This is a genomic window from Paenibacillus validus NBRC 15382, assembly GCF_004000985.1.
Lineage (GTDB): Bacteria > Bacillota > Bacilli > Paenibacillales > NBRC-103111 > Paenibacillus_G > Paenibacillus_G validus.
On the sequence record NZ_BIMH01000021.1, the window covers coordinates 24246 to 47661 of the forward strand.

At 50.9% G+C, this 23416-nt stretch carries 23 protein-coding genes; 10 read left to right on the plus strand and 13 right to left on the minus strand.

Annotated elements, in window-relative coordinates; translation table 11 throughout:
- The first annotated feature begins 162 nt into the window (after positions 1–162).
- Entirely contained in the window at positions 163–969 is an 807-nt protein-coding gene (locus PVA01S_RS15040) for a DUF2161 domain-containing phosphodiesterase (RefSeq protein WP_127608287.1), read from the plus strand.
- Between the two features lie 17 nt (positions 970–986).
- Here PVA01S_RS15040 and PVA01S_RS15045 read toward each other — a convergent pair whose 3' ends face one another.
- The 5 genes from PVA01S_RS15045 to PVA01S_RS15060 form a co-directional block, all read right to left on the minus strand.
- Positions 987–1925 (minus strand): NAD(P)/FAD-dependent oxidoreductase, encoded by a 939-nt coding sequence (locus tag PVA01S_RS15045; protein ID WP_127608288.1) that lies wholly within the window; start codon positions 1923–1925, stop codon positions 987–989.
- A gap of 526 nt (positions 1926–2451) precedes the next feature.
- Positions 2452–2640, minus strand: a complete 189-nt coding sequence (locus PVA01S_RS26660; RefSeq protein WP_164751845.1) for a hypothetical protein — start codon at positions 2638–2640, stop codon at positions 2452–2454.
- Between the two features lie 422 nt (positions 2641–3062).
- Positions 3063–4367 (minus strand): ABC transporter substrate-binding protein, encoded by a 1305-nt coding sequence (locus PVA01S_RS15050; protein WP_127608289.1) that lies wholly within the window; start codon positions 4365–4367, stop codon positions 3063–3065.
- Positions 4368–4524: 157 nt separating this feature from the next.
- On the minus strand, positions 4525–5361 hold the full coding sequence (locus PVA01S_RS15055; protein ID WP_054796071.1) for a carbohydrate ABC transporter permease: 837 nt from the start codon (positions 5359–5361) through the stop codon (positions 4525–4527).
- The gene (locus PVA01S_RS15060) at positions 5361–6245 is read right to left on the minus strand and encodes a carbohydrate ABC transporter permease (protein WP_127608290.1); all 885 of its coding nucleotides are present in this window, start codon (positions 6243–6245) and stop codon (positions 5361–5363) included. Before PVA01S_RS15060 ends, PVA01S_RS15055 begins: the two co-directional genes overlap by 1 nt.
- 171 nt (positions 6246–6416) lie before the next feature.
- Here PVA01S_RS15060 and PVA01S_RS15065 point away from each other — a divergent pair, with 171 nt between their 5' ends.
- The 4 genes from PVA01S_RS15065 to PVA01S_RS15080 are packed head-to-tail and all read left to right on the plus strand — an operon-like array spanning position 6417 to position 11341.
- On the plus strand, positions 6417–8219 hold the full coding sequence (locus tag PVA01S_RS15065; RefSeq protein WP_127608291.1) for a cache domain-containing sensor histidine kinase: 1803 nt from the start codon (positions 6417–6419) through the stop codon (positions 8217–8219).
- The gene (locus PVA01S_RS15070) at positions 8200–9822 is read left to right on the plus strand and encodes a response regulator (RefSeq protein ID WP_127608292.1); all 1623 of its coding nucleotides are present in this window, start codon (positions 8200–8202) and stop codon (positions 9820–9822) included. The genes PVA01S_RS15065 and PVA01S_RS15070 overlap by 20 nt, the downstream gene beginning before the upstream one ends.
- Entirely contained in the window at positions 9819–10250 is a 432-nt protein-coding gene (locus PVA01S_RS15075; protein ID WP_127608293.1) for a hypothetical protein, read from the plus strand. The genes PVA01S_RS15070 and PVA01S_RS15075 overlap by 4 nt, the downstream gene beginning before the upstream one ends.
- A gap of 14 nt (positions 10251–10264) precedes the next feature.
- Positions 10265–11341, plus strand: coding sequence for a phosphodiester glycosidase family protein (locus tag PVA01S_RS15080; RefSeq protein WP_127608294.1), 1077 nt, complete (start codon positions 10265–10267; stop codon positions 11339–11341).
- A 326-nt stretch (positions 11342–11667) separates the two neighbouring features.
- Here the strand turns inward: PVA01S_RS15080 and PVA01S_RS26665 are convergent, their stop codons facing one another.
- Positions 11668–11826, minus strand: coding sequence for a hypothetical protein (locus PVA01S_RS26665; protein WP_155614500.1), 159 nt, complete (start codon positions 11824–11826; stop codon positions 11668–11670).
- A 229-nt stretch (positions 11827–12055) separates the two neighbouring features.
- Here PVA01S_RS26665 and PVA01S_RS15085 point away from each other — a divergent pair, with 229 nt between their 5' ends.
- A complete protein-coding gene (locus PVA01S_RS15085; protein ID WP_127608295.1) occupies positions 12056–13615 on the plus strand; it encodes an alpha/beta fold hydrolase in 1560 nt (519 codons plus the stop codon).
- A gap of 75 nt (positions 13616–13690) precedes the next feature.
- Here the strand turns inward: PVA01S_RS15085 and PVA01S_RS15090 are convergent, their stop codons facing one another.
- The gene (locus PVA01S_RS15090) at positions 13691–13948 is read right to left on the minus strand and encodes an AbrB/MazE/SpoVT family DNA-binding domain-containing protein (RefSeq protein WP_127608331.1); all 258 of its coding nucleotides are present in this window, start codon (positions 13946–13948) and stop codon (positions 13691–13693) included.
- Between the two features lie 163 nt (positions 13949–14111).
- Entirely contained in the window at positions 14112–14576 is a 465-nt protein-coding gene (locus tag PVA01S_RS15095; RefSeq protein WP_127608296.1) for a tRNA (cytidine(34)-2'-O)-methyltransferase, read from the minus strand.
- A 105-nt stretch (positions 14577–14681) separates the two neighbouring features.
- Here PVA01S_RS15095 and PVA01S_RS15100 point away from each other — a divergent pair, with 105 nt between their 5' ends.
- Entirely contained in the window at positions 14682–15398 is a 717-nt protein-coding gene (locus PVA01S_RS15100; RefSeq protein ID WP_054796065.1) for a response regulator transcription factor, read from the plus strand.
- Between the two features lie 107 nt (positions 15399–15505).
- On the opposite strand, the gene serC is transcribed toward PVA01S_RS15100, so the two are convergent.
- On the minus strand, positions 15506–16594 hold the full coding sequence (serC, locus tag PVA01S_RS15105) for a 3-phosphoserine/phosphohydroxythreonine transaminase (protein WP_127608297.1): 1089 nt from the start codon (positions 16592–16594) through the stop codon (positions 15506–15508).
- Positions 16595–16696: 102 nt separating this feature from the next.
- Here serC and thpR point away from each other — a divergent pair, with 102 nt between their 5' ends.
- Positions 16697–17272 carry an RNA 2',3'-cyclic phosphodiesterase gene (gene thpR / locus PVA01S_RS15110; RefSeq protein ID WP_127608298.1) on the plus strand — a complete coding sequence of 192 codons (576 nt, stop codon included), beginning with the start codon at positions 16697–16699 and terminating at the stop codon, positions 17270–17272.
- A gap of 421 nt (positions 17273–17693) precedes the next feature.
- On the opposite strand, the gene PVA01S_RS15115 is transcribed toward thpR, so the two are convergent.
- Positions 17694–18035: a helix-turn-helix domain-containing protein gene (locus PVA01S_RS15115; protein WP_054796062.1), complete on the minus strand. Its 342-nt coding sequence runs from the start codon at positions 18033–18035 to the stop codon at positions 17694–17696.
- Between the two features lie 254 nt (positions 18036–18289).
- Here PVA01S_RS15115 and PVA01S_RS15120 point away from each other — a divergent pair, with 254 nt between their 5' ends.
- Together PVA01S_RS15120 and PVA01S_RS15125 are read left to right on the plus strand one after the other, a co-directional pair.
- A complete protein-coding gene (locus PVA01S_RS15120) occupies positions 18290–18661 on the plus strand; it encodes a helix-turn-helix domain-containing protein (RefSeq protein WP_054796061.1) in 372 nt (123 codons plus the stop codon).
- 573 nt (positions 18662–19234) lie between these two features.
- Positions 19235–19603 (plus strand): helix-turn-helix domain-containing protein, encoded by a 369-nt coding sequence (locus PVA01S_RS15125; RefSeq protein ID WP_127608299.1) that lies wholly within the window; start codon positions 19235–19237, stop codon positions 19601–19603.
- 93 nt (positions 19604–19696) lie between these two features.
- On the opposite strand, the gene PVA01S_RS15130 is transcribed toward PVA01S_RS15125, so the two are convergent.
- The 3 genes from PVA01S_RS15130 to PVA01S_RS15140 all read right to left on the minus strand — a co-directional run bounded on the left by PVA01S_RS15130 (position 19697) and on the right by PVA01S_RS15140 (position 23411).
- Positions 19697–20473: an L-type lectin family protein gene (locus PVA01S_RS15130; protein WP_164751846.1), complete on the minus strand. Its 777-nt coding sequence runs from the start codon at positions 20471–20473 to the stop codon at positions 19697–19699.
- Between the two features lie 371 nt (positions 20474–20844).
- Positions 20845–22215 carry a sugar phosphate nucleotidyltransferase gene (locus tag PVA01S_RS15135; RefSeq protein ID WP_127608301.1) on the minus strand — a complete coding sequence of 457 codons (1371 nt, stop codon included), beginning with the start codon at positions 22213–22215 and terminating at the stop codon, positions 20845–20847.
- Positions 22212–23411 carry a glycosyltransferase family 4 protein gene (locus PVA01S_RS15140; RefSeq protein WP_127608302.1) on the minus strand — a complete coding sequence of 400 codons (1200 nt, stop codon included), beginning with the start codon at positions 23409–23411 and terminating at the stop codon, positions 22212–22214. The genes PVA01S_RS15135 and PVA01S_RS15140 overlap by 4 nt, the downstream gene beginning before the upstream one ends.
- Positions 23412–23416: the final 5 nt, after the last annotated feature.

Below are 23416 nucleotides of genomic sequence, written 5' to 3' on the forward strand. Positions count from 1 at the left end.
ACATCCTTTGTATCGACATCGGGAACCCTCTTTCAGTAATCCGAAGTGTATTAAATACCTATGCAGGAAAGCGGACGAAGTTGACCGAAATTTTTAGACAAATTGTTGGATATGGCCTATAATGGCTGTAGTTAACAACCGATGGAAGGAGTGCGGACCCGAGTGGCGATCAAAAGCGAAACCGAGCTGTACGCCCCCGTCAAAACTTACCTGGAGCAGCTCGGCTATGAGGTGCGGGGCGAGGTGCGCCACTGCGATTTGGTCGCGATCCGCGGCGACGAGCCGCCGCTTATCGTAGAGCTGAAGCGAAGCTTCTCGATTCCGCTGCTGCTGCAAGCCATCGACCGGCTGCGGATGTCTCGCACCGTCTACGTCGCCTTCGAGAAGCCGGACAAAGGCAGAGCGCCTCACCGTGCAAGCTGGCCCGAGCTTCGAACCTTATGCGGCATGCTCGGGCTCGGGATGATGACCGTGCAGTTCTACAAAACAAAAAAACCTCGCGTCGAGGTTGAATGTCATCCGCCCGAAGCGGCCGAAGGCCGGCTGAGCGCCGGAAACGGACGGAGGCCCAGAACGAGCAAATATGCGGCCGGCAAGCTGGAGCAGGAGTTCCGCGAACGACAGGGCGATTACAACGTTGGCGGGAGCTCGAAGCGCAAGCTCGTGACCGCGTATCGCGAGAAATCGCTGCACCTCGCCGCACTGCTAAGGCAGTACGGACCGATGTCTCCGCGCAAGCTGCGCGACATGACCGGAAACAGCCGCTCGGCCGCCATGCTCCAGAAGAACGTATACCTCTGGTTTCAACGCGTGGAACGAGGCGTATACCAGCTCACCCCGCAGGGCGAGGAAGCGCTGCTGACGTACGCTCATGTCGTCCAGGCATTCCGGCTGGAACCCGTCCCCCTAACCGGGGAAACGAACGAAGCTGCAGCCGAACCCATCGGCAGCCTCAGCGGCTCCGTGTGACCGCGCAGCCCTGCGCTTCAACCCTGAATGTGCCGTCGGGCTCCCCGCTTGAGCAGCTCCTTGTGAATCCAAATCGCGGCTTGCGACCCTTCGCCCATGGCGATGACCGATTGCTCGGCATGCACGCCGATGTCTCCGGCCGCCCATACGCCGGGCACCTGGGTCATTTTCGTTCGCGGGTCGGTGACGATGTGTTTGTTCTCCATCCGCTCGATGCCGAGCGAGACCGCCCAATCGGAGTGAACCCTGTTCCCGCCGAAGGCGATGAATCCCCGTTCTCCCTGTATCGTCTCGCCCGTCGTTAAACGAACGCCGCCGAAGGCTCCCTCTTCCGAACTTCCGTTTCCTAAGACTTCAGCAATCTCCGCCTCCACGTATGCAATGCCAAGCTCCTCGAGCTTTCCCCTATGCGCGCTGCCTATCGCCTTCCGTTCATGATTGACATACACCAGATCATCGCACCAATACTTCAGCGCGAGCGCCATTCCGGAGCCGGCTTCGCCCGCCCCCATCACGATCGTTCGTCTGCCGACCGTCTCGTAGCCGTCGCAATCCGGGCATACATACACGCTATAACCGAGCCTCTCTTCCAATCCGGGTAAGGCCGGATAGCGGTCGGCAATGCCTGTCGCGATCAGCAGCGTTCTGCCCTTCAGGACCCCGCCGCTCCCACCGCCGTATAAGGCGACCTCGAACGTCTCCCCGTCGCGCGCGGCGGCAAGCGCTTCATCCTGCACGAACTCCACCCCTAACCGCTGCGCCTGGAGCTGTCCGAGACGCCGCAGCTCCTGTCCGGAGACGCCGTCCGGCCAACCGATGAGGTTCCGGTAGCTGCGGCACAGCGTTGACCTGCCGTAACCCTTGTCCACAACCTTGACGCGGTGGCCGTAACGGCCTAGCTGAATCGCCGCTTGAAGCCCGGCAAACCCTCCGCCGACAATGATGCAATCGTACATAAGCAGAATGCTCCTTCCTCTCCCCGTTCAGTTACAAACTAGTTTCCCCATAAGGATGGACATTCCATGCATGATGCTTCACGTAGACCTAAAAGCCTAATCTAAACTTTATAATTAGGTAAATTGGCCTATTTCCAGTTTTTAATGTACACTAAATTGGTAGGAGTCATTTGTATAGGAGGGGTCATCTTGCTTCGAACGCTTATGTGGATGTACCATCGCTTAATGAAAAACATTTATAAACGGAAAGGCTCTTGGCAAAGCGAGAAGTTTTACTATCACCATCAAAAGGAAAAACAGTACCGCGGGAGGTAAACTTGCCATATATTCTCCAGCCTCTCCGGCCTTACCCCTCCGTCGTGTGCGATGCGAAGGTTCCGGAACGCGATCCGCCTCGATCAACCCGTACAGCGCGATTTGCAGCGCGGAGCTGCCGAGCAGTACCCCAGGGCAGCACTTCAATGCCTGCGTTCTCCACCATGTATCTGGCGATTAATACGATAACGTTCACGCTTGGCCGGCCGATCTACCGGATCCGGTTCGTATCGGTCGATACGTCATACACGAGCGTCAAATAACCGACGCAATAGAAAGCGCTTGCAATCCCATTGCAGACAGCGAACAGGAGATAGTAATTCACGAGATGTTCTCCCGTAAACACGACGGACAAATAAAAGACGGCATGCATGCCGATTCCGATACGGTAACCGACCATGCGATCATTTTGCTTGATCTGCCACCCCCGATGATGAATGAGAAAATAACGGAAGTGTAGTTAACTGCGTAATAGATGCCGTTAATGGCCATACTTTCAGTCAACCGCCACAGGTAAAGAAAGACACCGAACATGGAAGCTCCGAACTGAAAGCAAAGTGGATGAATAGCGATACGCCCGCCTCAACCGCCGCTCCAAGTCTCGCCTGCAGCAAACCGGGGCGCGTACCGTTCGTACGACGCCGGCTCTAGTCTCCGCTCCGGAAGGGAAGCCGTAAAAACCGCTTTCTCGCGACGTTTGAGCGCATCATCGGGCGCCTGCTTCTTTCTCTTGTATGAAGCGCAGTTATTTCCCGGAAACTCTCCCGAATGGATTGCAAAAGACACCGGTCCTGTAACCGGACCGGTGTCTTTGAATCGACCTTATTTTTTCAAGCTGTCCCATGTTTGTTGGAACTCGGTCAGCATTTGATCTTTCGTTTTTTGCTTCGCGACATAAGCCTGCATCGTAGCCGCGAACTTCTTGCTGGACGCTTCGCCGCCCGGGAATTTGAACCAGTTCCAGCTAAGCGTTTTGTTGTCTTTGCTGTAACGGATAATGTCAGCTGCCAAAGGTCCGAGAATCTTCTCGTCAGCTGGAATCGATTTGAACGCCGGGATAAATTTGAACTCTTCAACAATGTACTTTTTACCCATATCGGACGTTACGAGCCAGTTAAGGAACTTCTTCGCCTCTTCTTTGTTCGGCGAATTTTTGTTAATCACCCAGTTGTTCGGTACGCCGACCGGCAGCTTGTCGTTCGCCGCTGCGTCGTCACTGATCGGCATCGGCAGGAAGCCGACCTTCAGGTTCGGGTTCGTCTGCGTCAATTGCAGCTGCGTCCAGTTCCCTTGCTGCGTCATCGCCGCTTTGCCTGTCGCGAACTCGGTCACTTGTGTTTTGTAGTCGGTTTGCAGCGGGTTTTTGTTGCCGTATTGCAGCTGCAGATCGAACAATTTCACCCATTGATCGAACACAGGGTTGCCCGGGATTTTAGCCGCGCCGCTGTTCAAGTCGGCGATAAATTTGTTAGGATCCGGTTGGTAAGCGAACGGCAGGTTCACGAAGTGGTTGCCAAGCACCCACCATTCCGCATAACCGTTCACGAACGGTGTAATGTTTTTGGCTTGCAGCTTCTTCGCCGCATCCTCGAGCTGCGAGATCGTCTTCGGCGTCTCGGTGATGCCGGCTTGCGCGAACAAGTCCTTGTTATACAGGAAGCCATACCCTTCCAGGTTAAGCGGCTGACCGTACAGCTTGCCGTCCTTGGTCATCGGTTCTTTCGCAACGTCGACGAGGTCCTTCACCCATGGCTCTGCGGAGAGATCCTCCAGGTGCTCGATCCATTTGTCAAGATCGGAGAAACCGCCATTGTTGAAGATATCCGGTTTATCTCCGGAATTGAACTTCGCCATCAGCGCTGCGCCGTAGTCCGCGCCGCCGCCAACGGTGTCGATTTGAATTTTTACGCCCGGGTTCGCCTTCTCGTACTCGGCTGCCAATTTGGCAAGCGGCTCGGCGATTTCCACTTTAAACTGGAACATTTTCAGGGTGACGTTCTTCGCCGCTCCGGCATTACCTTCCGTTCCGCCCGTGCTTGGCGCTTCCTCTTTCTTAGCGCAACCTGCGGCAACGGACATCGCCATAATGGCCGCCAGACTCAAGCTTACGATTTTCTTTGCATTCATCGAAGTAACCTCCCTTATTTCTGAACCATTTTTATTTATGATTTACAAGTTTATTGTATAAAATGCCCACCTTGCCGAACACAGAGAAAATTGATCGAAAAGGTGGAACATTTTGAACAAACGCTTTCATTGGAAGTTCGTAACCCTGGGTATCCGGTTAGCCCTTAACCGAACCGGCCGTAATTCCTTCGATAATGAAGCGCTGCATCGACAGGAAGAAGATGATGATCGGAATGACGCCGAGCACGAGCGCCGCGAGCGCCATATCCCACTGCTTCGTATACTGACCGAAGAACGAATACGTCGCCAGCGGAATCGTCCGCAGATCCGGATTGTTCAATACGAGAAGCGGCAGCAGGAAGTCGTTCCAAATCCATAAGCTGTTCAGCAGGACGATCGTAACCGACATCGGCTTCAAGAGCGGGAAAATGATTTTCCAGAACACGCCGTACGGGGTGCATCCGTCCACCGTTGCGGACTCCTCGATTTCCTTCGGAATCGATTTAATGAAGCCGTGATACAGGAACACGTTCAACGATACGCCGAACCCAAAGTAACAAATGATGAGACCGAGCCGGCTGTCCATCAGACCGACCTCGCTGGCAACCTTCACGAGCGGGATCATGATCGATTGGAACGGAATGACCATCGCGGCCACGAACGCAAGAAACAGCCAATTATTGAAACGCGACGGATGGCGGACGAGCCGGTAAGCCGCCATGGAGCTGATCAAGACGAGTCCCAGGTTGCTGACCACGGTGATGATCAGCGAGTTCGAGAACACTCTTGGGAACTTCATAATCCCCCAAACCTTCGCATAGTTGGCGAGGTTGAACGATTGCGGCAAATTGGCCGAATTCACGAGCAGCTCCCCGAACGTTTTCATCGAATTGACGATAACGAAATAGAACGGTACGAGGAACAGCAGGCCCAGCACAATGCCCAGCACTTCAAGCGAGAACAGGCGGAAGTTGTAGTTTTTGCCCGATTCCATTACGCTTCGACCTCCTTCCGCTTCGTAACGGTAACTTGAATCATCGTAATGATGGCAACGACGATGAAGAAAATGAACGCTTTTGCCGTTCCGAGACCGTATCGGTTGTTCCGGAACGCTTCTTCATAGATGTTCAGCGCTACCGACTGGGTCGAGTTGAACGGACCGCCTTGCGTCAGCGACACGTTAAGATCGTACATTTTGAACGCCCATGAGATGGTAAGGAACAGACAGACCGTGATGGACGGCATGATCATCGGGAACGTGATGTTCTTCAATGTCTGCCAGCGATTGGCGCCGTCGATATACGCGGCCTCCTGCAGCTCCTTCGGCACGTTCGCCAGCCCCGCAATGTAGATGACCATCAAATAACCGGCATGCTGCCAGACGCTGACGATGACAAGCGCCCAGAAGGCGGTCGGCGAATCGCCCAGCCAAGGAAGCTGAAAAAACCAAAGTCCCGTCAGCTCGCCGATGTTGGAGAATCCTTTGACGAAGATGAACTGCCAGATGAACCCGAGCAGCAGGCCGCCAATGACGTTCGGCATGAAAAATACGGTACGGAGCATGTTGCGCGTCTTGAGCGCCTGCGTCAGCAGAAGCGCCAAGCCGAACGCCACCACGTTCGCAAGAAGAACTTCGGTGACGGTGAATCGTGTCGTGAACCAGAACGACCTATGGAAATCTTTATCCTCCAGGAGGATATGTTTGAAATTGTCAAAACCGATCCACTTGACGTTTGAGGTGACCCCGTTCCACTCGGTGAACGAGTAGTACATACTCATGACGAACGGGACGATGACGATGATGCCGAAGAAAATGAAAGCCGGCCCTACGAACACGAGCTGCTGCAGCGCGCTTGATAACCGCTGATTTGCTTTCATGGGTACCTCCCCCTTTTGGTCTTAAAGTTTGCAAAATTCTTGTAAAGTATACCCTTAGTATAGAAAGTGCGGCTGACAATGAACATGGAATCTCTTGTCGGATCAGGTGGAATTTATTGATCTTTGTTGGTACAATTAAGGGCGCTAGCGCCAAAATCAGGAGGGACGCCCTTGATCCGAAACAGCATCCGCAACAAGCTGATCTTATTTCTGCTGGCCGCAACCATCTTGCCGATCTCCACGTCGATCGTGATGACGTATTACGTCACCGAACGCCAGGTCATCCAAGATACGATACAGACTAACTCCAACCTGATTTATCAAGGAAAAACGAATCTCGTCAACTATTTGAACGGGGTCAAGCAGGCGACGCTGCTCGTTTACAATGACAACAATTTATATACGGTGATCGAGAACGGGGCCACCGGATTCGGCAGCCGCCAGGAAATTATACGGGGCTTGCTGAGCATCAACAACGCGGTTCAAGAAATTCATCAAGTGTACCTGTATCTGAGCAAAACGGATAAAGCTTTCCTGTATACGCAGGGCAATACGAATTCAAATGAAAGCAGCCAATCCAAATATGTGCCCAGCGTGGATAAAGGCAACGTCTGGATCGAGCCTACGCATTCGAGCCATACGTATGCGATGTTCCCTTTCAATCCGCTGCCGACCGCTACCGTCTTTACGTTTCACCGCTCGATTACCAACTCGCTGACGATGGAAGATCTCGGCACCCTCTCGGTAGACGTCAACGTCTCGTTCATCGAGTCGATCTGCAACCAGCTGATGTCGCAAGGCGAAGAGCTGTTCGTGCTGGACGCCGGCGGCAATGTGGTGTACGGCTCCAATGCCGAGTACCGCGGCAAGATGCTGGATGAGCCCTGGGTGCGCGACTTGCTCGCTCGCGAAGAGGAACGCGGCAGTCTGGAGTGGAACGGCGGCGGCTTTAGCGGCATCCAAATGTATGAGCGTATCCGCGAGCCATACGCCGATTGGATCATTGTCAAGCGTATTCCCAACGAGCTGTTGTATGAACATGCCAAACGGCTGACGTTCGCCAATACGCTCATTTTGCTCGCCTTCATGGCAGTCGTCATCATCGGGACCGTGATTGTCTCGATCCGGTTTACGGCGCCAATCCGGAAGCTGCTCGGGTATATCGGCAAAATTCAGACCGGCAACATGCAGGTCGATATTCACGTCAAAGGCAATGACGAGTTCAGCATTCTCGCCCATCGCTTTCGGGTGATGATGCAGACGATCAACCAGCTGATCACGAAGGAATATAAGCTGGAGATCGCCAACAAGACGAATCAGTTGAAGGCGCTGCAAGCGCAGATCAATCCGCATTTTCTTTATAATGCCCTGCAGTCGATCGGAACCCTTGCCCTGCAGCACGAGGCGCCCAAAATTTATTCACTGCTGTCCGCTCTCGCCAAAATCATGCGCTACAGCATGAACACGGGCGAACCGATCGTCCCCTTCAAACGGGAAGTCGATCACGTCCGTTCGTATTTGGCTTTGCAGCTGCACCGGTTCGAGAACGAGCTGACCGTCGAGTACCGCATCACGGACGAAGCGGCTGAGATTCCCGTACCGAAAATGATCCTGCAGCCGCTAGTCGAAAACTATTTCAAGCACGGGTTCGATCCGCGCAGCCAAATCGGGCAGCTCGAAATTGGCGGACGGCTGCTGGAGGGAAACCGGTTGGAGATCACCGTCGCCGATAACGGCAAAGGCATGAGCGCCTACCATTTGGAGCAGCTGCGCCGCAAGCTGAGACTTCCTATGGATGCCAGCGGCGAGGAGGACGGCATCGGGCTTTTGAATGTGCTAGCAAGACTCAAGCTCTACTATGACGACGAAGCGGCTATGATCGTTGAGCCTCATCAACCGGGCGGCCTCATAATCACCATAATCATTCCCTTACAACGCAAGGAGGCGGACGAAGATGATCGCCATGATCGTTGACGATGAGAAGCACGTGCGCGACGCGATTAAGCTGCTCGTGCCATGGACGACGTTCGGCATCGATACGGTGCTGGAGGCGCAGGACGGCGCCGAGGCTGTGGAGATGCTGCGGCAGCACCGGCCTCAGCTCGTATTCACCGATATGATGATGCCGCTGATGAACGGGATGGAGCTGATGGCGTGGCTGAGCGAGCATCTGCCATCCGCGAAGACGATCGTCATCAGCGGCCACGACGAATTCGACCTGGTGCGGCACGCAATCAAGCACGGCGGGGTCGACTACATCTTAAAGCCGATCGATGCGGAGCAGCTTGTGGAGACGACGCAGAAAACCGTCGCGCTGATTCGCAAGGAGCAGGACGAGCGGCGCCAGCAGCAAAGCTTGAACATGGAAATGAATCAGATTAAGCCCGTATACTGGGACACGATCTGGTCGAATTTGGTGAGCGAGCCCAAAACATACGAGAAGCATGCCAAAGAAATTGCCGAAGAGTACGGCTTGAGCCCCGACGTCACCTCGTGCCGTCTGGCGGTGCTAAGCCTCGATACGATCAGCGGCAAACTGAAGGACCGGTTCTGGTCGCAATGGGATCTGGTCTTCTTCTCGCTCATGAACGTCTGCAATGAAGTGCTGACGATGGACCGCGGTCAGCGGATCGGCGTCGCCTTCCGCTTCTGGAACAGCGAGAACGAGATCGTCCTCCTGCTGTTCCGTGAGCTGGAACGGTCGGAGGCCGTTTTCCTCCACATTCAGGAGTGCATCGTCAATACGTTCCAAAGCTCCATGGATATCGGCGTCAGCGGCGTACACCCGTTCCCGGACAAGCTGAAGGAAGCTTATGCGGAAGCGAAGCAAGCGCTGAGGCGCCGCAATCTGCTCGCCAGGCAGAAACGCATTCACGAGTACGACGACCGTCCGCCGCTCTCTGCCGGCGTTCTGTCGATGTCGGAGTACGCCGAAGCGATCCGCCTTGCGGTCCGCAGCGGCAGCGAAGAGCAAATTCGCAAATCCGTCGGCGAATGGATTGACGCCGTGCGGCGTCTTCCTTCGATCAATACGGAGCAGCTCGAGCTGTGGTGGCACGAATACAACACGCTGAAAACCCGCTGGATGAGCGAATGGTTCGGCGACGGTCCGCCTCCGCAGCGCACGCAGGACGACGCCCCGTTTCACGTCCCGATGGATGACGAAGGACGCTTATCGATCGATATGTGGGAGCAGCAGCTCGTCCGCAGCTTAACCGAGCTTTCGAAGCACATGCTGAAGTCGCAGCAGCAGGACAGCAACGTCATGTTCGAAATCGCCAAATATATACGTAATCATTATCATCAGGATATTACCTTGCAGGAGATCGCCAACCATTTCTACTTGAGCCGTGAATATATTTCCCGCAAATTCAAACAAGAGTTCGGCGAGAACTTATCCGATTATCTCAGCGGCATCCGAATTGACAAAGCCAAGCTGCTGCTGTTAAACCCTCACCTGCGCATCGCGCAGGTCGCCGCCATGGTAGGGTACGAAGATGAGAAATATTTCAGCAAAGTGTTCAAGAAAACGGTCGGCGTCTCTCCGAACGAATACAGGAAGGGGAGAGAATCTTGAATACTCCGATCGAACCGAATTTGCCGCAAGCCCCGATTCGCACTGGCCGGCCGAAGCAGGCAAAGCCGAGAACGTATACGATACTGATCGTTTCGTGGATCATTCTTGTAGGCTTGGGCATATGGGGAGCCAAAGCCTATACCGATTATCTGCAATTGCAGATCAAGACAGATATCGCCGCGCAAATCGAGAACCAGCTTGCCGCTGTGCAGGAAGACTATCAGAAGCAGATCGGCGACTTGAAGCAAAGCATGTCCGCCGATATGACCCAGTTGCAGTCGAAAATCGATTCGGTCAATGAGCTTCTCTCTTTCACGAAGGACAGCGCCAGCAGCAAAACCGACAACAGCAACCAATTGTATACGCAGCTGGCCGATGTGACGAAGAAGCTCGACGACTTGAAAAAACAACTGGATGCGCTGCAATAGGAGGTGCACCTGCGATGAATCCGATTCAACAAATCAACCGGGTGATGCTTCTCGCGTTGGCTCCGTTCCTCGGCGCACTCGGTTTTCTGGCGGCGGCGCAGCTCTCCGTAGAGCTTCCTAAACCGGTTGAACGGCCGCAGGTCGACCTGCAGCTGAGGGAGAGCCTCCAATCGGCGCTGACGAAGCTCGACCGATCCAAGGAGGATGCGGCGCTTACCCGCACTACCGTCGAGAAATACTTTCAGTTCTACGCCAAAAGCGCCGACGAAGCCGCCCGCCTGTCGAAGCTGGCGGAAGCCGCCGCCGAGCGCCCGGCAGCGATCTTCGACACGCGCGTAGCTTCCAAGCTCGGGGGGAAGGTGAACCGCTCGGCTTCTTCGGCGAATATCGATCTGAAGCTGTACACCTTCTCCGAGGAGCGTTACAAAGGGTACGCCTTGAAAGTTAATCTAAAGACCGATAAAGGGATGACAATGGTTCTGGGCGGCGACAAAGTCGGCGGCAGCGAAACGACGCTGCAAGCGGTGCGCCGCTACGGAGCGGTAGCGGGGGTCAATGCGGGAGGCTTCGCCGACGATGCGAAGACGGGCAAGCGGTACCCGCTCAGCACGACGATGGTCGGCGGCAAGTACGTATACGGCTTCGAGCCTTCCTTCGAAGACTTGACGTTCATCGGACTGAGCACCGATCGCAAGCTGATCGGAGGCAAGTTCTATAAGCAGGAAGATCTCGACAAGCTGAAGCCGTCGTTCGGCTCCACCTTCGTGCCAATCTTGCTGCAGAACGGCAAGAAGCAGCCGATTCCGCCCCAATGGGTCAGTTCTCCGGCACGCGCGCCGCGCACCGTGGTCGGCAGCTTTAAGAACGACCAGCTGTTATTTATCGTAACGGACGGATACGACGAGCGCGGCAACTCCGGTGCTACGCTCGCCGAGCTTCAGGACAAGCTTCAGTCGCTCGGCATCAAGGACGCTTACAATCTGGACGGCGGCGGTTCGTCGAGCTTGATTTTCGACGGACAAGTGATCAACCATCCGTCGGATAACGGCAAGCTTCGTCCGCTGGCAACCAACTTCCTGTTTTTTAAATGAGGCAATTGTTCACAGATTTATTCATTTTCTTGGAGTTTTTACGTTTTCTTTTAGGGGAAGGTTGGTTATAATATAGGGCGGGAGGTGCTGAATCATGTCCGCTACGTTTTGGCTTGTTATTACGGTGTTTGCTATGTTTATTACTGCGATGCTCACGGCCGCCTACAATGAAGATAAAACAAAAGGCTTGTAAGCCGTTCGCATGCGCACTCGCGGGTTGAAGGAACTCGGATAACCGGAAACGGACCGAATCGTTCAACCCGTTTGATTTATCGCGGCCTTCTCGATACATTATGTATCCGAGTTTATATGATCTAATACCTTATTTATGATGGCTCTTCTTCGGAACGGCTGCCTTCTCGTTCCTGCTTTTCATCCGAACCGCTTCCCGAACTTAAACCGCGCCAACGTTCACCGTCTATGCCCAGTTGATCCAACAAATCATCTATATCCAATTCAATCGGGGCTCGATTGGTCGTTGTCATTGTTTGTCACGTCCTTTAAGTTATCGTATGCTACTAAAGTTCAATTCCAGTATATTGTGAAGTTTAGCATAACAACCGTTACAAAAAGGTTACAAAACCAACAAAATAATATACTTTTATTGTATCCTTTCTTAAATTTTAACTAAATTTTTGGTACACTGGTGAAATACATAGTCCTAATTGATCATTTACCGCTAGAGACTCGTTCACATTGGAGGACTTTGGACTTATGGCCCTACTGGCAACCAGCTACAGGATGAGTTATGAATTTACACCGAACCCCGATCCTGACGCCAAAACAATCGTACTGCTTCACGGTCTCGGTCTATCCGGCTCCTTCTGGCGATCGTTGATCCCGCTGCTGTCGGTTCGTTACTCGCTGCTCGTCTGTGATTTGCCCGGACACGGCCTAAGCGGCGAAACGTCGGAAGACGTCACGTTCGCTACCCTCGCTGAAGATCTACGCTTGCTGCTCGAATCGTTGAACGTAAGCTCGGTTGTCTTGGTTGCTCATGACGCGTCCGTGTATATCGCCAGGCGTTTGGCCGCGTTAACCCCTTCCAGCGTGGAGCGCATGATTTATATCTCTCCTTATATGCCCCACACGCTGCCGGCTACGCTTACCGAGCTGCAGGATCGCAGGCTTCTGCTCGAACAAGCGCCGATGACGGTCTACGCAGCCGCCATGGCGCACAAGCTGACGGGGACTCCCGGCGATGCGCTTCTGCATCAACGCATCGTCCAAGCCCATGAGCGCGTTTCTAAGGCTTTATACATACAATTGCTCGACCTCGCCGGCTCCGAGCAGGCGTTACATGAACAAGCTCACGTCCGCAAGCCGCTTATGATCATATCGGGCGAGCTGGATGCAAGCTTTCCGCCCGGCATGGCGCATATCGCGCACATGCTGTTCGACGCCTCCGCCTTCCTGATCGTACCAGGCGCCTCCAACCTCACCTTCGTGGATCAACCGTTGTATACCTCGGACTTTATCGACCGCTTCGTGCGGAAAACGCCCTTCGAACCCGGTAAGCCGAAACCGGTGGAGGACGAGCTTAAGCAAACGCTTCGTGTCCTCTGGTCGGGACGCCTCCCTTCTGCCCCTGAACGCAACCGGTTGACGATCCGTTGTATCGGAACGTTCGAAGTCAGTCTGGGCCAGCGGCCGATCCGGCTCGGTTGGAACACGCGGCACGCCAAGAGTATACTGATGTATTTGGCGTATCACCGCTCGGCAACGCGGGAACAGCTGTGCGAAACGTTGTTTCCGGAGACGGCTTTCCCCAAGGCCATGCGCAACCTTCGCGTGTATTTAAATCATTTTAGCAAGCTGCTCGAAACGGAAGACGGGCAAGAGCCTTGCTTAACGATCGAACGGGATACGATCAAATTGAATATTGAAATCGATTGCGATCTATTCGTCCTCCTGCGGGAATTGCAAAGCGCTTCCGAACAAGCGGACAGCGCTTACAAGCTCAATCAGTGTGTGACTCTTTCCGAGCAGCTGCAGAGCAAAATATTGTCCGGCTGCTTCGACCCGTTCTCCATCGCGCTCAAGGAGACCGTCGAGCAAGCATGGGAACAGTTATCATTATGGGCCGCCGATAACTGCTGCGAACGGGAACAATATGCGGAAGCCGTCCGCTTCCTGCAAAGCGGCCTGCAGTATGGCACCGGGGAAGAGCTCTTGTTCTACGACCGCCTGATCGCGATTTCTCAACGAACAGGCAATGCGAAAGAGCTTCGCAAGTGGATGCGCATGCGGAAGAAGGCCTGCGTCCCGACATAGCTGATAGCAAAAAAATAAGACTTGCCCCGGCGCACGGCCGTCCGGCAAGTCTCTTTCGCGTCACAACTGCAGCACCTACGCCTGAGTGTTCTTCATCTGTTGCATTTCACCCAAGCATTCGGAACAAATGTATCTTTCTTTGAAGTCGCTGACCTGATCCATGGACCCGCAAAATACGCAGCGTGGTCGATATCTTTCCAGAATAATATGATCGCCGCTCACTAAAATCTCTACCGGATCTCCTTCGTTCATTTGATACCGTTTGCGTAGCGACTTCGGGAGCACTATTCGTCCAAGCTGGTCGACCTTCCGTACGACACCTGCCGGTTTCATCATTAATTCACCTCACCTTTACTCTACTTAACTTCCCGACTTCCCTTATATGGTTTCGACGCCAGTGCATAAATTCCTGCCACCGGCTTTCTCGCAACCGGCTTCCTCCACTGTTCGTTACCCGTTTCTTGTCCTTCTGAATCAGCCTATATCCGGCTCCCGATCACGATAATCCCGGGAATCCGATTTGTCTTAAGCCTTCATACAAAATAATCGCTGCGGAATTCGATAAATTCAGCGAGCGCACCGCATCGGTCATTGGCATGCGCATCAGCGCATCGGGATGCTCCGCCAAAATTTCCGGCGCCAGCCCCTTTGTTTCTTTGCCGAATACCAGAAAATCGCCGTCGCGGAACGTAATGTCCGTGTACAGCTTGTCCGCTTTCGTCGTAGCGAAGAAAAACCGCGCGTCTTTATACTTCTCTTTCACTTCTGCGAACGAATCGTGATATTCGAGCTTAACCGCGTGCCAGTAATCGAGACCCGCACGCTTCAAGGTCCGGTCGTCGGTGTCGAAGCCGAGCGGCCGTACCAAATGAAGCCATGTTCCCGTAGCGGCGCACGTTCTGGAGATGTTGCCGGTGTTGGCCGGAATTTCAGGCTCGACCAATACGATATGAAACGCCATTGTTCAGTTCACCTCAATTTTAACACTCGTTTTACCTTTTTTTAATACATAGATGACGGTCGGCTGCGATAATGAAGCTACTATGTGCTAAAGGAGACATGTCGAATGATGAAGAAGAAAATCCTTGTCGTTGACGACGAACCTTCCATCTCGATGCTTATAGAATTCAACCTGAAGCTGGTCGGTTTCGAAGTCCACTGCGTATATGATGGCGAAGAGGTATTCAGCGCCATTCCTCAATTTCGCCCGGACTTGATTGTGCTCGACTTGATGCTTCCGAAGATGGACGGCATCCAGGTGTGCCGCAAGCTGCGGAGCCAGAATAACATGGTGCCGATCGTGATGCTGACCGCCATGCAGGACTTGTCCGATAAAATTGCGGGGCTCGATAACGGCGCTGACGACTACATGACGAAGCCATTCAGTCCGCAGGAGCTTATTTCCCGTATCCAGGCGATTATACGGCGTATTCAAATTTTACCTTCCGCAATGGAGAACACGCCGGTCCAAATTGGCCCTATCGTCATTCGACCAGACCAGCGGGAAGTGAAGGTCAAGGGCGAAACGATCGAGCTGACGCCTAAGGAATTCGATCTGCTGCTCTTCTTATGCAAGCACCGGGGCAAAGTGCTCAGCCGCCAGCAGCTGCTGCACGGCGTCTGGGATTATCATTTCCTCGGCGACACGCGAATCGTCGACGTTCACATCAGCCACCTGCGCGATAAGATCGAAACGAACGCGCGGACTCCCGAATATATTGTAACGATTCGCAACGTCGGTTACAAACTGATGGAACCTAGCGCGAAAGAATCCTTGGCCTGATCGACAAAAGGAGCACCGTACGCATCCGGCGCGGCGCTCTTTTTTTACGCGAAAAAGCAGCTCCGCAAGACCCGTAAGCGCCCTGACGAAGCTGCTTGTCCCGGCTGTTAGCCGTTACGCTTCTGGAAATCGGCCATGAACGAAGCGAGCGCCTCGCAAGCTTCGAACGGTACGGCATTATACGTGGAGGCGCGCAGTCCCCCGACGTCGCGGTGGCCCTTCAGCCCGACGAAGCCGTGCTGTTCGGATTCCTTCACGAATTTCTTCTCAAGCTCTTCGTTTTCCATGCGGAATGTAATGTTCATCAGGGAACGATATTCCGGTTGGACGACACCGCGGTAAAATCCGCCGCTTTGATCGATGGCTTGATAAATCAAGCTGGTTTTCTCCCGGTTGCGCTTCTCCATCGCAGCCACTCCGCCGTTCTCCTTGATCCACTGAAGAACCAGGTTGACCATGTACACCGAATAAACCGGAGGCGTGTTGTACAGGGAGTTGCCCTTGGTATGCGTATCGTAGCGAAGCATCGTCGGAATACCTTTAGGCGTATCTTGAAGTAAATCTTCGCGCAAAATAACAACGGTTACGCCGGACGGCCCCAGGTTTTTCTGAGCACCGGCGTATATCATCGCAAACTTGGAAACGTCGACCGGACGGCACAAAATGTCGCTGGACATATCGCCGATCAACGGAACGCTGCCGGTATCCGGGTATTGGACGAACTGGGCGCCCCCAATCGTTTCATTCGACGTAATATGCAGATAAGCCGCATGATCGCCGAGCTGAAGCCCGCTTAGATCCGGAATACGCGTAAAATTGTCCGCTTCGGAACTGGCCGCAATCGCCGTTTCGCCGATCAATTTCGCTTCCTTGATCGCTTTGCTGGCCCAAGCGCCCGTATGGACGTAATAGGCGGTTTGACCCGCTTTCAGGAAGTTCATCGGGATCATCGCGAACTGGGTGCTCGCTCCGCCCTGCAGGAATAACGTCTTGTAACCGTCCGGAATCGAAAATAGCTCCTTCAACAAGGATTGCGTATCTTCGTTCAATTTCTCGTATTGAGCGCTTCGATGAGAAATTTCCATAATGGACATGCCAATGCCTTGATATTCCACAAACTCTTCCTGTGCCCGCCTTAGTACTTCCAAAGGCAGCGCAGCCGGTCCTGCATTGAAATTGTAAGCGCGCTTTGTCACGAGATTCACACCTTCACTTTTCATAGGATATGGCTATGATAGCAAAGGTTAGCGCGCCGATTCAAGTGTAAGTTTCATGAACGAGAAGGAGGATGGATTCCGATGATTCCGAAGTTTCGATTATTTGTGGCTGTGCCGCTGCCTGAACAGGTCCGTCTCGCCGTATCCGCTTGGCAGAACGTATTGAAGCGCGACCTCCCTTTTGCCAAATGGGTGCATCCGGATGACCTGCACATCACACTTCTTTTTATAGGAAACGTCAATGCCGAGCGTCTCCATGAAGTCCGGGCGGCGCTTGATGCTGCTTGTACGGGGGCAAGCGGAAAAACGTTCAACCTGCAGTTGGGTAAGCTCGGGACTTTCGGCAAGAAGCAATCGCCTACGGTATTATGGGCGGACATTCAAGGGGAACTCGCGCCGCTGGGCGCGATACAACGCCGTGTCGAAACGGCCATGCAGGATCTGCTCGGGATCGAGCCGGAACAGCGTGCCTACAAACCGCACCTTACGCTTGCCAGAACATACAACGGAACATGGGTTTGGAGCCCCGAATTGATGCGGCTTCACCCTCCAACCGATGAAGCAAACGCCTGGCGTTGCGACGAAGTCGTCTTGTACCGCAGCCATTTGGGCCAAACGCCTATGTATGAGCCGGTAAGCAAGCATTCGTTAGACTGACTCCTGCTCCTGCGGGTCGAATCCTACGGCAGGATTGCACGTTTGGAGGAATAGAGGGGTTGGAATGCGTCAGCTCTCTATGTCACGGGTGTAATAAGTATGATCATCGGAAAGAGCCGGCTCTTTCCGGATTTCCATCTGGGTAACTTGATCTACAGGGGAAAGGTCCAAAATCTCCATGGCTTTAGTCGGATTTATGCCCAGTTGGCGCAGAGCGTGCCTAATGTCCAACGATATGGTCTTCTCCATAATTACCTCTCTTTTAGATCGATTTCCAAGTCAGATTTTCTCCTCATCCTTGTTACACATTTTATCGGGAAATCGCATTTTTTTTGATAGTCTTAAATGTCTATTTTTTCCAACATAAAGATTTTTTTAGACATTCAACATATAGCGGGAATGGGGGATTTGTCAGCTATTGTCACTGCGCTTGTTCGAATACGGCGGTTTGACTGCTTTTCAGCTGATGAACGATTCGGCGAAGCGAGTCTTTGCCCAGGCCCAAATCAGTCAGCTCTTGAATGATTTGAATCCATTCTTGATCGATCGGCTCCGGCTTATCGGACTCGTCGTGAAGAATGAGGGTTTGAACGTTGACGCCCAGTACCGGAGCCAGCTTGCCAAGAAACTGGATCGAAGGGTTCGATTGCAGGTCGCGCTCGATCGAGCTCAGGTACGATTTGGCTACGCCCGCCCGGGCGGCAAGCTCTGTTAAGGACATGCGTTTTTGATGTCGAAGATTTTGAATACGTGCACCGATCATTCGAGGATTCCTCCTATAATATGGGATCAATTGATTCCTTCGACTTATTTCAATACTGATTGTATCACAATCAGATACACTATGTATCTATTTTGTTGAAATTAACAAATTTTGAGGCAAAAGTCCCTGGTCTTTTCTCCCTCTAGTTCTTCACAAAACTTGCTACATAATGTATAATCTAGTCGTACGTTAAGCAACACGATTCGACAAACGATTCACTGCGGCATATTGTTGGATTTTGGAGGGAAATAACCATGATTAAGATCGGGGATAGGATCGCTCTTCTTCGAGAAAAATTCAAGCTGACACAGGAAGAACTATCCAAGAAGATCGACATTTCCCGCGCTTCGCTGTCACATTACGAGAAAAATCGACGAGAGCCGGATTACGATACCATCGTCAAATTGGCGGATCTGTTCAAGGTCTCTTTGGACTATATGACGGGGAGGACGGAAGACCCGCAACGAACTTTAGACCCGGATATCCGTTCGTTCGTCGATCAACTGGAATTGTCGGACCAGCAAATCCTGGAACGCTTTCAATTGACGGTAGACGGGAAGAAACTGACGCCCGATGAGGCCCGCCGGTTTATCGCCTTCGTCAGAGCGGAGCGAGAAACCAGATGACGGCTCTTACCGCGGCTTCTTAGTAACGAACACCCGCACGTCCTGAGCTGGTATGTTGCTTAACGCTCTTGAAACGTTTATTAACCCTATGGGATGGGAATGCTTAGCAATGGGACTGCAGCTTCGCGGGGGCTTCCGTCTTAGCTGCCCGATCGCGATCAACCTTCGATGTTTAAGCTCCATTTACAATACTTATTGTATCACAAATCGGATACATTTCGTAACTATTTAATTAAAATTTGATTTATTTTTGACGTTTTTTAAAATAAGCGGGCAAAAATCAAGGTTGCGTTCTTCACAAACTTCGATACGTAATGTATAATTTAGTTAATGTAACGAAGGTCCGCAGATCCCCCCCTGTTCTATATAGCTTACGAACCGTAATTTTGTTTAATCGGGAAACGCATTCAAAGCCATGAATTCAACCCTACGGTTAACGGCAGCTCGAACCATCATCGGGTAGAAGCAACGGGAACATGGCATGCGGTTCGGAAGACTTGCGTGTAGGTGCTGCGTACCTTATAACCTCTATCTTAACAAGATACAACTTTATACCGATCGGGGTGAACACCATTGGGGCAAATTGGAAATCGTATCGCCGCATTAAGGGAGAAGCAAGCCTTGACTCAAGAAGAGTTGTCAATCAAGCTGGACATTTCCCGCGCGTCGCTTTCGCACTACGAGAAAAATCGCAGGGAACCCGACTATGATACGTTGGTGAAAATAGCGAATTACTTTAAAGTATCCATCGATTATTTACTCGGCCGCACGCAAGATCCGGAAATGGTTTTGGATGCTGACGTTCGGCAATTTGTAGATAGCCTTGAACTTTCCGACGAACGCATCATGCAGCAATTTTTGCTCACGATAGACGGGAAACAGCTGACGGCTGAGGAGGCGAAGCGGTTTATCGCTTTTGTTCGAGCAGAGCGGTCGTTATAACATTTTTTGTTGGGGGGAACTATTTCCATAGTTCCCCCTATCTTCATGCAAGTATGCTTTACTTAGGGGAATCCCCACCTCTGCCATAAATCATTAATCCCTTGGGTCCATTCTTAGAAATATAAAGTCGTCTATCATATGAATATTGCTGTACTTACCAGTGCTTGCACTAAAGCCAAATCCATCATATTTGAAGTCGTAATTTATTTTTTTAGAAATTATGTCTTTACCATCTAAATCAATTTGAATATTTCCTTTAACGGTTGTTATAGTTACTTGATGCCACAAGTTATCCTCTGTTTTTACCGTCTCGTAGATAGCTAGCTTTTGTTCAATGCCTTTCTCTACTAAGGCAATATAATTTTCAACTGGATCGCGAAGTTCCGGGTTGTAAAAAGAATCGAAAACGACACCGTATTCACTGGCATTAGGCTCAAAACCAAGATAGCCACCTAATGGAAAAATCTCCAGGCTATGTACCCCAAACAAGAAAGCGATTCCATCACCTCCTGACCCCCCTCCTATTTTATATCTAAAAGACACTCTCCAATTTTCTCCAAGACTTAATTTCGATTTAACAGCTCCGAATACAAAAGTTTCATTCTTAGTAAGAATCAGACTGCCTGCCTCTAGACCTGCTTTTCCATAATAAACCCAGTTCCCGGAATCAGTCTCGAATGAATCCAGGAAAATATGCTCACTTTCGGCCAAATACGTTTCTTTAGATCCAGTAAAAGTACTCTGTTCCGGTGACGAATTTGGGTTGCGGTTGCGAGGTTCTGCCAGATATTTATTATTCGTTGCTACAGAAGTTAATATGACCGTAAGCAACACCACAGTAATGGCTGTTTTTTTGTGCCTCTGCTTCAACTCAGTCTCCCCCTGCACCTCTCGACATGCTGATGTTAAACGAGTGCGTAATACTTCGGACTTGATCTGAAGGAATCCTGAGATATTCGAATAGCGCACCTACTTCAAGATATATGGTTGAATCCTTGGATAACTTCATACACGCGCATAATATCTCAAATTCTACGTTCAAATATTTCGAAAGATACTTGTAAATGTTGATATTATGCGTAACCACTTCTTGACACTGCTCACACAAGAAGTGAATCGTATAATTACATCCGTCAACGTCCTTTGAATCGACTACAAAATTCACGATTACCTTTAACGGCACTCCGCAATCACAAACCATTTTTACCAAACCCCTGTGTGAAGCCTGTTATTATATTGCATTATTGTGTAGATAGCTTTATTATTTCATGCCAATCTTTGCTTAATTCAAAAGTATCCTCAAGGTCTGTTCCTTGCTGAACTTCAACATATTCAATTTTTGTGATCGCATGAACGCTGTGCCTGGTTCCGCGGGGAATCCGAATCGTATCACCCGGTTGAAGCTTCATGATTTTCTCGTCAATGATCATCTCCCCAGTTCCGGAGATTACCGTCATCACTTCATCATGATTGCGGTGCAGTTGATAACTCAAAAACCTGTTTTCAGAAATGCTTACTCTTCTAATCAATGTCCTCTGTCCATCTGCATCTGTCGCGTAGTCCAGTACTTTAAAGTTACCCCACAGTTTTTCCTCGTACATAGGAGGTTGATTAATGGACTCAATAATGTTTTTTATTTTCGGTGTTGAAGATTTACTTGCAACGAGTATACCGTCCGGACTAGCAGCAACGATCACATCCGACAGATCCAACACCGTTACTGGAATGTTAAGCTCATTAATAATATGTGTATCTTGGCAATCATCCGTCAAGATGCCTTGACCCAAAATGGAAGTGCTCATTTCCTCCGTTAACGTGTTCCAAGTTCCAAGGTCTTTCCAAACTCCATCATAAGGCATCATAGAAATATGCGTCGTTTTCTCAACAACTTCATAATCAAAACTTATTTTTTCTAATTTACCATATTGTTTCTTTAACTCTTCATATTGTAGCGGAACTCCCTTTTGAATTAATAAATTAATGATAAAATCAAGCTTGAAAGCAAAAATGCCACAATTCCAAAGAGCAGATCTCTTGATCAATTCAGCTGCTGCAGCTTGACTCGGCTTCTCATGAAAAGATCCTACTTTGGTGTATAAAGCATCTTCATTCCCAGTCCGGCAAACATCCGGTACGATATAACCGTACTTTTCCGACGGGAAGGTCGGTTTAACTCCCATTAAAGCAAGATCGGATCCGGATTGTTCCAATACCGTTTCAAGATCTTTAATCTTTTCGAAGAACGCATCTTCAACATAAGGATCTACAGGCAGTATGACAACCGTCTCATCCAATCCTATGCTTTCCACGGAGTACAAATATACCGCGGCAAGCGCGATAGCAGGAAATGTATCGCGGCGCTCCGGTTCGATAATTAATGGAACTAGCTCTCCCACTTGGCTTTGCATAATTTCCTTTTGCGATTGTCCTGTTGCAATGTATGCGGAATTGGTAATTCCGGAATTCCCCATTTGTCGCCATACCCGATCAACCATCGATTCCAAATTGCCTTGATCGTCGCGTAATACCTTCAAGAATTGTTTCGATCTGATGTCATTGGAAAGAGGCCACAAACGTTTGCCTGAACCGCCAGATAACAGAATGAACTTCATAACAAAGCACCCTCTAACTCAAATTTTTTATATTTCACTGTTTCATTCAAGATCGAATCGACTTGATCTGCGACTTTGTTCCATGTGTATCCCGCCAGCACATGATCGCGGCATATTTCTGCTGAAGGCCAGTCGTTTCGTTCCCTTAACAATCGAATTAAACCGGAGGCTATCGCCCCGGAGCTTATATCGTCAAACAAAAAACGTTTGTCAAAGGCGCTTAATATCTCTTTATTTCCACCAATTGGAGTCGCAGCAACAGGAACGCCGCTGGCTAACGATTCGATAGTGATCAAACCAAATCCCTCCAAGGCTTGAGTAGGAACAACAAACAGATCTGCACTTTGGTAATAGAGCGTAATCTGATCTTCAGGAACATAACCCAGCAATCTAACGTGATTCTCCAATCCGTATTCCATTATTTTTTGTGATAATTCTTCGGCTAGAGGTCCCCTGCCTCCAATGAGAAGTACTCCGTTAGGAACAGTATGGATTACTTCCTTCCAAGCTTCTACCAATTGCACAAGGCCCATGCGCCGCATTAGCCTTCTAACGGTTAACACGATCACACTGTCACGGGGGATGTTCAGTTGTTCTCGGATCATGTTTTTCATCAAGTTATCAGTAACCGGTTTATACTTCATGACGTCGGTCGCACCCGGAACAATTTTGATTTTCTCATTAGGTACATTAAATTCCTCATGCAGAATGTCTTTGAAATACTGGCTCAGTACGATGAAACGATCACCTAACCGATATACGCTCTCTTCAATTTTCCTGGCCATCGCTACTTTGAGTCGAGCAACCGAACTGTGGGATTCTATACTGCGTTCGTTAGCCCATGGTCCGTGAAAGGAGATGACTATAGGTATTCGGCGTTGCTTCGCTTCTAGGGCGGGCCCTAGCGCATAGGGAGAAAAATGGGAATATAATAAATGAATGGGCTTAGCCTTCATTATTTCTGAAGCTTTTCTCTTAAAATCCCGCTGCCTTAGCAGCATGGCCTTATCAGGACTTGTAGCCTGAATAATGCGCAGCCTGTTATGGTTCTGAGGCTTCTCCGGACTGCTAATTAAAGCGTCGATCTCATGAACCTCCGAGAGTTTATTGCATATCGACCGAAAATAAGTGTTTAATCCACCCGCTTGATAAGTAGGCCATCCCATACCCGTCGCGAGTATATTCATTCTAGACATCGGTA

What these genes read in the sequence shown, in the direction of transcription:
- PVA01S_RS15045 (WP_127608288.1), bottom strand. Translation starts at nt 1,925, where the DNA reads ATGTACGATTGCATCATTGTCGGCGGAGGGTTTGCCGGGCTTCAAGCG.
- PVA01S_RS26660 (WP_164751845.1), bottom strand. Translation starts at nt 2,640, where the DNA reads ATGGTCGGTTACCGTATCGGAATCGGCATGCATGCCGTCTTTTATTTG.
- PVA01S_RS15050 (WP_127608289.1), bottom strand. Translation starts at nt 4,367, where the DNA reads ATGAATGCAAAGAAAATCGTAAGCTTGAGTCTGGCGGCCATTATGGCG.
- PVA01S_RS15055 (WP_054796071.1), bottom strand. Translation starts at nt 5,361, where the DNA reads ATGGAATCGGGCAAAAACTACAACTTCCGCCTGTTCTCGCTTGAAGTG.
- PVA01S_RS15060 (WP_127608290.1), bottom strand. Translation starts at nt 6,245, where the DNA reads ATGAAAGCAAATCAGCGGTTATCAAGCGCGCTGCAGCAGCTCGTGTTC.
- PVA01S_RS15070 (WP_127608292.1), top strand. Translation starts at nt 8,200, where the DNA reads ATGATCGCCATGATCGTTGACGATGAGAAGCACGTGCGCGACGCGATT.
- PVA01S_RS15080 (WP_127608294.1), top strand. Translation starts at nt 10,265, where the DNA reads ATGAATCCGATTCAACAAATCAACCGGGTGATGCTTCTCGCGTTGGCT.
- PVA01S_RS26665 (WP_155614500.1), bottom strand. Translation starts at nt 11,826, where the DNA reads ATGACAACGACCAATCGAGCCCCGATTGAATTGGATATAGATGATTTG.
- PVA01S_RS15085 (WP_127608295.1), top strand. Translation starts at nt 12,056, where the DNA reads ATGGCCCTACTGGCAACCAGCTACAGGATGAGTTATGAATTTACACCG.
- PVA01S_RS15090 (WP_127608331.1), bottom strand. Translation starts at nt 13,948, where the DNA reads ATGAAACCGGCAGGTGTCGTACGGAAGGTCGACCAGCTTGGACGAATA.
- PVA01S_RS15095 (WP_127608296.1), bottom strand. Translation starts at nt 14,576, where the DNA reads ATGGCGTTTCATATCGTATTGGTCGAGCCTGAAATTCCGGCCAACACC.
- PVA01S_RS15100 (WP_054796065.1), top strand. Translation starts at nt 14,682, where the DNA reads ATGATGAAGAAGAAAATCCTTGTCGTTGACGACGAACCTTCCATCTCG.
- thpR (WP_127608298.1), top strand. Translation starts at nt 16,697, where the DNA reads ATGATTCCGAAGTTTCGATTATTTGTGGCTGTGCCGCTGCCTGAACAG.
- PVA01S_RS15115 (WP_054796062.1), bottom strand. Translation starts at nt 18,035, where the DNA reads ATGATCGGTGCACGTATTCAAAATCTTCGACATCAAAAACGCATGTCC.
- PVA01S_RS15120 (WP_054796061.1), top strand. Translation starts at nt 18,290, where the DNA reads ATGATTAAGATCGGGGATAGGATCGCTCTTCTTCGAGAAAAATTCAAG.
- PVA01S_RS15135 (WP_127608301.1), bottom strand. Translation starts at nt 22,215, where the DNA reads ATGAAGTTCATTCTGTTATCTGGCGGTTCAGGCAAACGTTTGTGGCCT.
- PVA01S_RS15140 (WP_127608302.1), bottom strand. Translation starts at nt 23,411, where the DNA reads ATGTCTAGAATGAATATACTCGCGACGGGTATGGGATGGCCTACTTAT.